10 protein-coding genes and 1 pseudogene are annotated in these 12,671 nt (G+C 41.6%); 5 read left to right on the top strand and 6 right to left on the bottom strand.

From position 1 onward, the window contains the following. Positions 1–238: 238 nt before the first annotated feature. Entirely contained in the window at positions 239–931 is a 693-nt protein-coding gene (locus tag PUQ00_RS06340) for a PEP-CTERM sorting domain-containing protein (protein WP_300414281.1), read from the bottom strand. 414 nt (positions 932–1,345) lie between these two features. On the opposite strand from PUQ00_RS06340, the gene PUQ00_RS06335 reads away from it, so the two are divergent. Next, positions 1,346–2,602: an FAD-dependent hydroxylase gene (locus tag PUQ00_RS06335; RefSeq protein ID WP_300414279.1), complete on the top strand. Its 1,257-nt coding sequence runs from the start codon at positions 1,346–1,348 to the stop codon at positions 2,600–2,602. A gap of 3 nt (positions 2,603–2,605) precedes the next feature. Here PUQ00_RS06335 and PUQ00_RS06330 read toward each other — a convergent pair whose 3' ends face one another. Beyond that, a complete protein-coding gene (locus PUQ00_RS06330; RefSeq protein WP_300414277.1) occupies positions 2,606–3,226 on the bottom strand; it encodes a Uma2 family endonuclease in 621 nt (206 codons plus the stop codon). A gap of 37 nt (positions 3,227–3,263) precedes the next feature. After that, positions 3,264–3,583: pseudogene (locus PUQ00_RS06325) on the bottom strand (tyrosine-type recombinase/integrase); the annotation flags it as partial. Positions 3,584–3,668: 85 nt separating this feature from the next. On the opposite strand from PUQ00_RS06325, the gene PUQ00_RS06320 reads away from it, so the two are divergent. The 3 genes from PUQ00_RS06320 (at position 3,669) to PUQ00_RS06310 (ending at position 8,411) form a co-directional block, all read left to right on the top strand. Next, on the top strand, positions 3,669–5,660 hold the full coding sequence (locus tag PUQ00_RS06320) for an MASE1 domain-containing protein (protein ID WP_300414275.1): 1,992 nt from the start codon (positions 3,669–3,671) through the stop codon (positions 5,658–5,660). Between the two features lie 48 nt (positions 5,661–5,708). Continuing rightward, complete coding sequence (locus PUQ00_RS06315; protein WP_300414273.1) at positions 5,709–5,906, top strand: hypothetical protein; 198 nt, start codon at positions 5,709–5,711, stop codon at positions 5,904–5,906. A gap of 309 nt (positions 5,907–6,215) precedes the next feature. Next, on the top strand, positions 6,216–8,411 hold the full coding sequence (locus tag PUQ00_RS06310) for a transglycosylase SLT domain-containing protein (RefSeq protein ID WP_300414271.1): 2,196 nt from the start codon (positions 6,216–6,218) through the stop codon (positions 8,409–8,411). Between the two features lie 231 nt (positions 8,412–8,642). On the opposite strand, the gene PUQ00_RS06305 is transcribed toward PUQ00_RS06310, so the two are convergent. Beyond that, the gene (locus PUQ00_RS06305; RefSeq protein ID WP_300414269.1) at positions 8,643–8,870 is read right to left on the bottom strand and encodes a hypothetical protein; all 228 of its coding nucleotides are present in this window, start codon (positions 8,868–8,870) and stop codon (positions 8,643–8,645) included. A gap of 1,034 nt (positions 8,871–9,904) precedes the next feature. Here PUQ00_RS06305 and PUQ00_RS06300 point away from each other — a divergent pair. Then, positions 9,905–10,189 carry a DUF427 domain-containing protein gene (locus PUQ00_RS06300; RefSeq protein ID WP_300414267.1) on the top strand — a complete coding sequence of 95 codons (285 nt, stop codon included), beginning with the start codon at positions 9,905–9,907 and terminating at the stop codon, positions 10,187–10,189. 143 nt (positions 10,190–10,332) lie between these two features. Here the strand turns inward: PUQ00_RS06300 and PUQ00_RS06295 are convergent, their stop codons facing one another. Continuing rightward, complete coding sequence (locus PUQ00_RS06295) at positions 10,333–10,938, bottom strand: PEP-CTERM sorting domain-containing protein (RefSeq protein ID WP_300414264.1); 606 nt, start codon at positions 10,936–10,938, stop codon at positions 10,333–10,335. 1,320 nt (positions 10,939–12,258) lie between these two features. Then, the coding region (locus PUQ00_RS06290; RefSeq protein ID WP_300414262.1) for a HEAT repeat domain-containing protein at positions 12,259–12,671 on the bottom strand (413 nt) is incomplete at its 5' end.

Here is a 12,671-nt window from a genome sequence, read left to right as displayed (position 1 = left end):
TCAATCATCAGTGAGGTTTTTCAATGTTTGTTGCTATTAACTTGCCCTAAAGGGCGCGATCGCGTCAAAAGAAAAGTTAAGATTTGATATGAAATCAAAATAAAAAAATGATTCTATCATACCTCTTATGCCCAATAGTGTTCAAGTGCTAGGAAAAGAACTTTTTATCGATCTTTCACTTGCATTAATGAGCATAAAGAAAGTTAGTAGAACCAAAAAACCTTGTTACAAAGGGTCATTAATTCCCAATATTTAACTGTTTACGCTTCCGGGTGGAAACAATACCGAATGCACCCATTGCTAAAAGACCAAGTACAGAAGCAGGTTCAGGAATTGTTTTGAAACCTTCTGGCGGTTTTTCTGCAAAGTAAACTTCATCCAAAAAGTTTCCGATTGTGGGATCACCACCAGCAGCAGATACTGAGTCAAACTGCCAGCGTGTTTTACCACCAGTGGCAACAGTTGTACCCTGATATTCTACCCAAGCTGTGTTGCCAGTGCTGTATAGTTGACTAAAGAGAGTCTTGTTAGTCGCAAGGTCAATAATAGACAAACGCATCGTATCTATACCTTGACGACCTTCATGGAAAAATCGCCAAAACATAGTTGAGCCAGATGTAGTATCTACATCTTGATATAAGCTAGATACTTGATTAGCATTGAGTTCAGCATATTGATCTGTGCCTAATGCTCCAGCATGGAAGAGTCTACGAGTTTGAATTTCAATTTTATTATCTGTAGCTGTAGTCTTCCATCCAGGAACAAGAGATGCGTCTATGGAATCCCATGACAGATTACTAGAGACAACAGGCTGCTCAAAACCACCATTTATTAAGCCTGAAGCGTGAGCTTCTTGGGCATTTCCGACAATACCCAAGGACAGAGCCACAGATCCAATAGTTACCACAGCCAATTTGCTAATGTTTTTCATGTTCACTAATGTATGAGTGCTTTGAGACTTCTCAAATATAAGTTTCAGCACTCGATGTTTGGTGAAGACACTGTAAAATAGCGGTCAAAATATATAAAATTAGTAATTATTTTTACCTAAAGTTATGATTTTTTCTAAATAATAACACTGAATTACGCTTTAGATGCTTGCTGGAAAAGCGACTCAGATCGTTATATATCTGGCATAAAAAGTCTGTTTCACTTTCGTAACCTTTCCTGGGAGTTATAGCAATGGACAGATAGCTTAGGACATTCGCAAATCCTAAGAGAGTGTCCTAACCATTATGGCAGCCGCTATAGCAGCGAAGTTTTTCAATGTTTGCCCCTCTCAACTTGCCCTAAAGGGCGCGATCGCGTCAAAATAAGAGTGAAGACGCTGTAACCTAACTTAACAATGGCCATAACGCCGCTTAAGCAAATTTCCCCTCAACCAACACCGCCAAATGAGCGGGGATATGAATATGATTTGGTAATTGTCGGCGGTGGGATTATTGGGTTAACTCTAGCCTCTGCTTTAAAAGATTCTGGCTTGAGTGTCTTGCTGATTGAGGCAAAATTTGCATCAGTGGCGGTAGCTAAGGGACAAGCCTATGCAGTTCACATGCTTTCGTCGCGAATTTATCAAGGAATTGGAGTTTGGGATAAAATGTTGCCTCAAATCGCCAAATATTGCCGGGTTCGTCTTTCTGATGCCGATTCTCCCAATGTGGTGGAATTTGCCACAGATGATCTAGGTACATCAGAGTTAGGTTATGTGGCGGAACATCAAGCGCTGTTGCAACCGTTGCAGGAGTTTGTCCAAAATTGTCCAAATGTGACTTATCTGTGTCCGGCAGAAGTGGTAAATACGCGGTATCAGAAGGATATAGTAGCGATAGATATTAAAGTTGCCGATCAGTTACGGACAGTCAAGAGCAAATTATTGATAGCAGCAGATGGGGCGCGATCGCCGATTCGTCAAGCTGCTGGAATCAAAACTCTGGGCTGGAAATATTGGCAGTCTTGCATAGTTGCATTTGTCAAACCAGAAAAACCGCACAATAACACCGCTTACGAAAGATTTTGGTCTAGCGGGCCCTTTGCGATTTTACCTTTACCGGGGAACCGTTGCCGCATTGTCTGGACAGCCCCGCACGAAGAAGCAAAAGCTTTATGTGCCTTAGATGACGAGCAATTTTTAAAAGAACTCACCCGTCGCTATGGCAATCAGATGGGGAAATTGGAATTACTGGGCGATCGCTTTGTATTTCAGGTACAACTCATGCAAAGCGATCGCTATGTTCTCCCCCGACTGGCATTAATTGGTGATGCGGCACACAATTGCCATCCTGTCGGCGGACAAGGTTTAAATCTGGGTATTCGGGATGCTGCGGCTTTGGCGCAAGTAATTCAAGCAGCGCACCAAGCGGGTAAAGATATTGGCGATATTCAAATTCTTAAAGGTTATGAACGCTGGCGCAAGCTAGAAAACCTGACGATTTTAGGTTTCACAGATTTGTTAGATCGGATGTTTTCTAATAATTTCTTACCTGTGGTAGTAGTGCGTCGCCTGGGTTTATGGTCTTTGCAGCGAGTACCTATATTAAAAGTGTTTATGCTGAAGTTGATGATTGGTTTGAAGGGGCGGACTCCAGAATTGGCAAAACGATAAAAGCTAGACAACAGCAGCTTGAAAAATCTGGTTTGGGGTGAGATTCAATTCCGGAAAAGTTTGGGAAACAATGCGATCGCTATCTCGAAACTTACTTATTTGATATTCCTCATCAACTAAGTTACAAACGGAGATTGTTGGTTGTTTGGGATTACCAATAAAATTACGTCCACCCAAGGCAGCATAATCGACAATCCAGTATTCCGGTATACCCATCTCTTCATAATCAGCATATTTTAAATAGTAATCGTCCCGCCAATTAGTTGATACAACCTCAATTGCCAAAGGTATTGATGCACCTAAACTAACGATAGATTCTTTTTTCCATAATTTTTCGTTTGCCAGATTTGCACGGTTTAGCACTAACACATCTGGGATGTAACCAGAATCTTTTTCAGGAGGTCTAACTATAGCTTGGTTGGGGATAACGTAAGGGAAGTTTAATCGGTCAATTAAAGCACTAAGCTTTATTGTCAAAAATCCTTTAACTTCTTCGTGTTCCCCTACTGGTTGCGCCATTTCAACAATTTGTCCTTTATGTAGTTCATAGTGTACTCGCCGGGTTTCGGGTAGCCAATCTACGAATTCCTCAAAGGTTACTAGCTTGGGTATAGCTTGAGTCATAGATGATAGAAAATTACTGATGATAGAAATATTATCTCTAATTTAGGGGACTGTAGACAGCTTTTCCACCACGGTTAAGAACGTGTGTATAAATCTTTGTAGTTTTCATATCTTTGTGTGCGAGTAATTTCTGTACAGTGCGGATGTCAACCCCTTCCCTACGGGACGCTACCCGAACGGGGAATTAAAAATTAAGAATTAAAAATTAAAAATTAAGGGTCTCGTAGAGAAGCGACGGTCATAGCCATTTTGCAGTAAAAAGGTAGCGAAACTGTGGCGAAATGTATGACAACCTACCTTTTTCTGAATACCAGCTTCACGAACCGCTTGTTTTAATGCTTTTTGTAAACTACTTTCATCGCTGCTTTATGTTCTGACCTTAAGGGAAAAGGGCATTCTATGTAAAGACAAGCAACGTTGATATCAAGCAGCCACTAAACAGATGATTCAACAAAAATCCCCTATATTCCCTCATGGGCTAAGGCAAATTGGAGGCACCTTTGTTTTGGCGATCGCCTATTATGGAATGGCTGAAATTTCACGCCACCTGGCCTCCACACCCCAGAATGTGACTCCAGTTTGGCCCCCAGATGGAATTGCTGCTGGGGCTGTTCTGTTCTTTGGTAACTGGATCGGGTACGGTGTTTTGCTGGGTTCATTTTTCGCCAACTTCTGGGCGTTCCGAGATTCAACAAGTTTCTTATCGCTGGTGATTTCAACGTTGCCAGTTCTGGGAATTGCGATCGGAACAACCTTGGGGACTCTGTTGGGTGCCTTCTTGCTACGGAAAACTACTAACCTTCACTATCCCTTAGAACGTGTCACCGACGTGTTCAAATTTTTGATCTTAACTGGCATGGTGGGGCCGATCATCAATGCAACTGTTGGAGTGGCTTGCTTGGCGTTGGGTGGTAAAGTTCCCTGGACAGCGTATGGGACAGTCTGGTTAACCTGGTGGATTTCTAATGTTTCAGGAATTTTTATCGTCAGCCCGATTCTGCTTAGTTGGGGGCAATTCATCCAAAAAAACCGACATCCAATCTGGCAATGGTTATCCTTCAGTTCAACCTCAGAGGATGCTGAAAATCTCTCTGATCTTCGACACTCAAGAGCAAACTTATACCGTTTAAGATTCTGGTTAATCGTAGAGCCAGTTATCCTGACGGGGTTGGTCATTTTCATCGGCAAAGTTGCTTTTGGTAAGGGATATCACTTTGAGTATATCTTGATTCCAATGTTGATCTGGTCTGCCTTTCGACTGGGGCAACCGGGTGCAACACTGTTAACTTTTATTGTGGCTGCGATCGCAGTGATCGCAACCGTCAATGGCAAAGGTAGTTTTGTGACTGCGGATCTCAACGAATCTTTGATGCAACTGCAATCGTTTATTGGCGTGATTACACTCACGATTCTTGTGCTGACAGCAACGATCGCCGAACGAGCACAAGCAGAAAGCAAGCTGCGTTTAGCTTTTGCCGAATTAGCCAGAACCAATGAAACTTTGGAAGTTCGAGTTCAGCAGAGAACTGAAGAATTGAATCAAAAGAATACGACTCTGAAACAAACCCTACAAACACTGAAACGTACTCAATTGCAGATGATTCAGAGTGAAAAAATGTCTGCATTGGGACAGATGGTGGCAGGAGTTGCCCATGAAATCAATAATCCGGTTAATTTTATTTATGGTAACTTGACTTATCTTTCTGAGCATATCCAAGGCTTGTTCAGAGCATTGCAAGCTTACCAACACTACTATCCAAATCCACCTCAAGCCCTGCACGCAGAATTGGATCACCTTGAACTGGACTTTTTACGGGAAGATATGACCAAGATTCTTCAGTCTATGGAAATTGGTGCCGAGCGGATCTGTACTATTGTGTTATCGCTGCGGAACTTCTCGCGTTTGGATGAAGCAGAATTGAAAGCGGTAGACATTCATCAAGGGATTGATAGTACCTTGGTGATTTTGCAACATCTATTGCAAGCGACAGACGCTCGCCCCCAGATCCAGGTCATTAAAGAGTATGCTCAGTTACCACTGATTGAATGTAATGCTGGCTCCCTTAATCAAGTATTTATGAATCTTTTGAACAATGCTGTTGATGCATTAGAAGAATCTAATCAGGGGCGTTCGTTCCAAGACATTTCAGCCAAACCCAATGCCATCTGGATTCAGACTCGTCAAATCGATCCAAACCAAGTGATGATTATGATTTCTGACAATGGAATGGGTATTTCAAAAGAGATTCGCTCTAAACTATTTGATCCTTTTTTCACTACCAAGCCCGTTGGCAAAGGCACTGGTTTGGGTTTGTTTATGAGCTATCAAATTGTGACCCAGAAGCATGGCGGTAATCTTTCGTGTAACTCCAGACTGGGACAAGGCACAAAGTTTGTGATTGAGATTCCTGTAAAAGCTAAGAGGATTGCTTGAGTAAGCACAATTTATGTCTTAACCAGGCTAATAATCGCATTTGTTATTTTGGCGACCTCATTTGTTATTTCGGCGATGCCTACGGCTAGCTACGCCTACGCATTTGCTATTTCGGCGATCGCATTTGCTATTTTGGCGATGCCTACAGCTAGCTACGCCGACGCATTTGTTATTTTGGCGTTCGCATTTGCTATTTTGGCGACTCCATTTGCTATATCGGCGATCGCAAAGACAGATATCATGTGATTTTATGGAGAATTGGTTACGCAGGGCAATATAGATAAAGAAGTCTCAAGTCCAATCAGGGTATTCAACCACGTTACGACATCTCTGGTCGTGACTCAAGTTGGTAGGCAGCATCAAACCGTTATAATATACCAAAGATAGATGTAATAGTATCTAATATGTGCTAATTACTCAATACTGCTAAACATAGGATTGAAAATTAGGATTTTTCTACATAAAATTAAAAATCTAAAATTAAAAATTGGTAACACTGATGGTTAGGAGTGCTAGAGTTTCAAGAAATTCACCGGAACTTTTCAGCGGGTATTCATGCTGAAGAAACTACAGAAAAAGCAAATTTCGATAATTGCGGGTGCAGCACTGTTTGCCTTTTTAGCTGGGGCAATGGTATCAGCACCTCAAATTGGCAAATCTTTGGGGAAATGGCTCAAACTGAGTCAGAATCAAGCACAGCCAACATCAGAGGGTAGCATTGCCCAATCTGCCGTCTTTCCACTGATATCACAATCACTGCCAGAACGGGCGGCAAAACTAGCAGAAATTGCTGGGCAGTCGCGATCGCCAGACCGAAATCGCGCTCGTTATCTTTTAGCGAGTGATTACATTGAAAGAACCCAAGCAAAAAAAGCGCTGGTTTTACTGGACGGATTAGAGAAAGACTATTCCATTCTCGCGCCCTACGTTTTGCTGAAACAGGCGCAGGCAGAGGATATCCTCGGCGAAGACGGCAAAGCCTCGGATCTTAGGCGAAGTGTGCTGAAACAGTATCCCAAAGAAGCGGCGACAGTGAAAGCGCTATATCTGATTGCCCAACCGAAGCAACAAGAAACTGCGATCGCTCAATTTCCTGCCAATCCTCTGACTTGGGAAATTATCCGCAAACGCTTGCAAGAAAATCCCAATCAGCCACAATTACAGTTGATTTTGGCTAAATATGCCTATGATCAACCAGGCATAGTGGGCGTTTTGGATCAGTTAGTAAAACAACCTACCCTGAAACCCGAAGACTGGGAACTAATTGGTACAAGCTATTGGGAAAATAATCAATTTCTGAAAGCGGCGAATCCTTATGCCAAAGCACCTAAAACATCGCGCAACCTCTACCGTACCGCACGAGGGTTACAGGTAGGAGGCCAAGATAAAGAAAAAGCGATCGCCACCTATAAACAACTAGTGCAGCAATTTCCAAATAGCGAAGACACTGGGAATGCTCTACTGCGTTTAGCAGAAATGGCAAAAACACCTAAAGACGGCTTACCCTATCTTCAGCAGGTAATTAGTAAATTTCCGAAACAAACTGGTACTGCACTGGCACAAAAAGCCAAAACTTTCCAAGCCCTCAAAGATCAAAAGTCAGCTAGCCAAGCGTGGCAATTACTCATAGCCAAATACGGCAATTCTGATGAGGCGGCAGAGTATCGCTGGAAAATCGCCCAAGATAAAGCTAAAGCTAAAGATTACGTCGGTGCTTGGCAATGGGCAGAACCAATTGTCACCAATAATCCCAACAGTATTTTGGCTCCGAGAGCAGGCTTTTGGGTAGGAAAATGGGCAGCTTTGTTAGGGAAACAGCAGCAATCTCAAACTGCTTATGAGTATGTGATTAGCCAGTTTCCCTACTCTTACTATGCATGGCGAGCCGCAACGATGCTGGGGCTAAATGTTGGCAACTTTAACAACGTGCGCGTGATCAACCCCGAAGTAATCACACCCCAGCGTCCATTACCGCCTGCTGGTTCTGAGACTTTCAAAGAATTATATCTGCTGGGTCAAGACCGCGATGCTTGGTTACAATGGCAAACAGAATTTCAAAACAAAATTCAGCCAACGGTAGCAGAGCAATTTACTGAAGGGTTGATGCGACAGGCTAAGGGAGAAAATCTCATTGGAATTGACAAAATTTCTAAATTAGAAGACCGGGAAATACCAGCTGAACTTGCCCAATATCAGACTCTGAGCAAACAGATCACCTACTGGCAAGCCCGTTATCCATTTCCCTATCTTCGGGAGATTGAAAAGTGGTCTACTGAGCGTAAACTCAATCCTCTCTTAGTCACTGCCTTAATACGTCAGGAATCAAGGTTTGAGCCAAAAATCAAATCCGTTGCTAACGCTACTGGTTTAATGCAGCTGTTGCCGAGTACAGCTCAATGGATTGCCCCACAAATCAAGGTGGATATCAAAACCATAAACTTAGAAAATCCCAACGATAACATCATGCTGGGTACATGGTATTTGGATCATACCCATCAGCAATATAACAATAACTCGCTGTTAGCGATCGCCAGTTACAATGCTGGCCCCGGCAATGTCTCCAAATGGCTGCAAACTCAAACTACACAAGATCCAGATGAGTTTGTTGAAGAAATTCCCTTTGATGAAACTAAAAATTATGTGCGGCAAGTATTTGGTAACTATTGGAATTATCTGAGGCTTTACAACCCTGAGATTTCTGGCATTGTAGCAAAATATGCTGTTCAACACCCACAACTACCGATGCGATAATCTTAAACAAGAGGACAAGGGGTATGAGTTCTTTTTTCCCCTTGTCCCCTGTCTTCCCTTCCTTTTGTCTTATAAAAGTCAAGATCAGGCGATGCCTACGGTGGTCACTGAGCCAAGTCGAAGTGACCACCGCAGGCATCAGAACTTTGTAACAGAGGTGCTCTGTACCTTTTTATTTCTGGTCAGGCGATTGATCTAATTTACAACTCAAAAGCACAGAGGTAACTTAGATTATTCAAAATTACCAAGACCCATCATCTGATAAGCAATAAAAGCAGTATCAAAGGGTTTGAGGTAATTAACATTCGTGGAATGACTAGGTAAAACGTCAGAGTTGACGGCTGTATTTATCGATGCGGCACTATTGTTATTTTTAGCTGTATAAAGGCTAATAATTTTAGGGATAGAATTAATCCAAGGAACAATATGTGCAGAATTTATCAAGTTTGTAAGTTTCATAGAGTTATCCTCAACTATAACGAAGTCTACTAAGAGGTTGTTTGAAAAGTAGTTGGCTGTGATTTTAAGCACTTATTGATCCCCCCTAACCCCCCTTTTTAAGGGCGGAACCGGAATCAAAGTCCCCCTTTTTAAGGGGAGCCACTGCGTTGGGGAGGCAGTGCGTTGGACGGGTTTCCCGGCTTGTTCGCGTAGCGTCTCCCCTTGGGAGAAGCAACTGCCGTCGGCGAGCCACTCTTGTTGCACGTGGCGTGGATTTAGGAGGTTCGAGAACGTTTTGATACCTACAATAGGACTTTTCAAACATCCTCTAAGAGAGTCCACTGTTTTATAAATCTCAATATCCTCCACTCAGTTTATCAAACAGAATAAAGGTGCCAGTCGCCAGAATTCACTTGGGTATTTTGTGCGACTGGTGGATGAGTAAACGGCGTTTTTGCACCCCCACAAAACAAGAAAATTTGGTGGTCAACAAGAAAGTTGCGGGTCTGAATCCCCCACTGATTGCATTCTGACGAATGTATTGTGACGAATGTATTCTTCTTCAACTTATCGCTTTATTTGTTAATTAAACAAACGGCTGAGTCAAATTAAACCAAATATAATAAATGGGGAATTCGGAGAATATTTGGCAAGTAAATAATCACTCAGAAAAGGTAAAGGGACGTTAGATAAAATCCTTTGGTGACAAGCATTTATATTAGACGCGATCGCTTACATATATGTAATTGTCGTATTCTCTTCTAGATATTTTTTGCTTGAGACTATAAACCAAAATTCAACTTTTTTTGGATAATTAAGTTTGCATACCAATATACTAGAAAGTATTTCTGATAAAAGCAAATGTTTTTATTTCTTAAATACATAAATAAAAGTGATTGTAATTAATATTTTTGATAGATGGTAGCGTTGGCGCAGCCCACCGCAGGTATCGCACTCACAACACCCGTCAGCGTCACAGGTTGCATAAATTCACTACAAATAAGCTGATAGTGTCAAAATGTTATGTGTATAGTTTAGAGCCAAAGTCATTTATGCCGAAAGCAATTTGGAATGGAGCAGTTTTAGCCGAGAGTGATAATACCGTAGTTGTGGAAGGCAACCATTATTTCCCTGTTGACACCATTAACAAGCAGTACTTCACAGAAACTAACACTCACACCACTTGTCCTTGGAAAGGTGTCGCCAGCTACTATAGCATTGATGTTGATGGGCAAATCAATAAAGACGCTGCTTGGTACTATCCCAGCGCCAAGGAGAAGGCTAAGAATATTGAAGGTTATGTGGCCTTCTGGAAGGGTGTAAAAGTTGAGGCTTAATAAAGGGTTCCTGGAAGTATTTTAGTTTCAGGGACATTAATATTATGTCTGGCTAATCGCCTATAAAATAATTAGCCCGCGCAGAGAGAAGTCTGAGCGGGCTTCGTATTTAAAGTATTTAGCAAATTTATTCTAAGACGTAATTATACCTTTGCTTTGGGAAATGCTGCTTGCTTTTTCTTCGCCAGCCAAGCCAGACTAACAGCAAGTATAATACCAGCGATCGCACTTGGTTCGGGTACTGTTGTCAGGAAAATGCTACTAGCTGTAACAGTTATACTGCCTGCTGCTCCTGAATTAATATTACCAGCAGCGATCGCGCTTAGTTCGGCGGGTAGTGCGACTATAAAACCATTTGGGACGTTGATAGCTATGTTGCCTCCTGCTGCGGAATTATTGCTATCATCATTGATCGCGCTTGGTTTGGGTACTAGTCGCAATAAAAGAAGATCATCGACTTTGAGACTGATGTTACCTGCTAAACCATCGCTGATTGACCCAGAATTGACGTTGAGGGTGGCACCGTCTCTTATGAAAAGGCTATTGGTTGTAATAGTTATCTCACCTGCTGCTCCCAAATTATTGCTCCCAGTGTTAATTTGCCCGTCATTATTTAAGCTAACATTACCAGTAGAGATACTTAAATTGCCCCCGTTAGTGATGCCGTTGGAAGTCCCGATTTTACTATAGTCTTGGACATTCAGTCGTATAGCATTAATCTTAGTATTATTGCTGCTGTTTTTTGTCACCTTAAACTCCTCGGATTAATTTCTCAAAAAATAAAAATTGACACTCTGCTCAATCCACAATGCAAAATCTGTTTCATAGAGAGTTTTTACTGGTGATTGAGTCATAATAAATTAAAAACTTGAGGGTACTTTAGTAATAGTTTAACTGAAGGGTTAACAAAATTTTAAAAGCATAGCGATACCTACGGTGGGCTTTGCCAACGCACTTTTTTGGCGCGTTCTACATGGGTAGTTATGAAGATAAGAGGATTTTAAGATGGTTGCTACAAAATCGGCGATCGCACTTGTACTGAGCTAATAAACATCGTCATGAGTACCAATGTCTAGTAAAAGAATAACTTGTTTCCCACTTTCGTCATCGGTTTTCATTGAGAAAACAATGCGACAATCATATCCACAAGAGCATGAAAGCAAGCCCGATAGCTTTCCCTCTAGCTTGTGAGTACCCAAGTTAGCTGCAAATATATCATTCTCCATAGCAGCAATAGTTTCTTCTATTCTGGAAAAGCAAGTCAGCATTACGACGAGCAAATTTTCGGAAAGCTCTTTTAAATTTGCTAGTGATAACCAACCTATACATCGGCTGCACTTGGGTTATTGAGATATTTCCGTAATTCTTGAATTGCTTCGGTAGCTATTGGTCAGACCTGCGTTTCTGGACTATGGTTTGATCTTAAATTCTGATGATCCAAGTGCAATACAAAAGCAGCAAATAGCCATAATTGCGCGATCGCTTGGTGCGCGGTTTACTGCCATTGATTGATATAATTTTATAATTATAGCTAACAAGCAAAAGGCATGACTTAAAAAAACAAGCAAAGCCATTTGTTACGATAACTTATATATTGATAAGCGTTGCTTAACTATTTATCACAAAGGTATAAGCATTTGCTAGAAATAAACAAACTATTGTTACTAAGGTTCAAGGATTTATAACAAAGGAGTACCCAAATACGATATCAAAGTACCCAAATATAACAAAGGAGTACCCAAATACGATATCAAAGTACCCAAATTCAATATCGAAGTACCCAAATACGATATCAAAGTACCCAAATACGATATCAAAGTACCCAAATACGATATCGGAGTACCCAATTATAATTAATGCTTAATTTGTTAGCTTAAATTTTAAGTATTTGTTATGGTGAGTACGCGATCGCTGCGATCGCAGCAAATAAGTATCCATTTATAATTAATGCTTAAGCTGTTGTTGCTAACAGACAAATATTCGTAAAGTTTGCGTCTGTCTTTGTGACGAGTGGACAACCTGTTGTTATCACGGCAACTTTATTTGTAACGTCGCTGCTGCAAAAGTACTTAAATTATTCTTGTGAAGAGGATTTTCTTTAAGCTTTGCATCGCACGAGTAGCAACATTATGCTGATGCCAAGCTTGATAGAAATCGGAGTAAGGCATATTCTGGGCGCATTTCCAGGCTAAATTGTAGAATTTACCATTCAATCGCCAATAACCCCTTAAAGCTTTGACTACCTCAAAGCGATCCTGATTATTCTGTATAATTTTCCCTAAGCTATCTGCTGCCAGCCTACGGGTGAAGTCAGACACAGTAGTTGATTGCAGCAGTTGCACCAAGGCGGCGATCGCAAATTCATTGCCAGTGCCGATTTCCCCTAAGCTATCTGCTGCCCGGTCACGGATGAAGTCATTCACAGTTGTTGATTGCAGCAGTTGCACCAAGGCGGCGATCGCAAATTCATTGCCAGGGTCGA

This window comes from Nostoc sp. S13 (genome assembly GCF_029379315.1).
Lineage (GTDB): Bacteria > Cyanobacteriota > Cyanobacteriia > Cyanobacteriales > Nostocaceae > Nostoc.
Note: the sequence above shows the minus strand (reverse complement) of the source record. Positions and strands in the feature narration are given on the sequence as shown.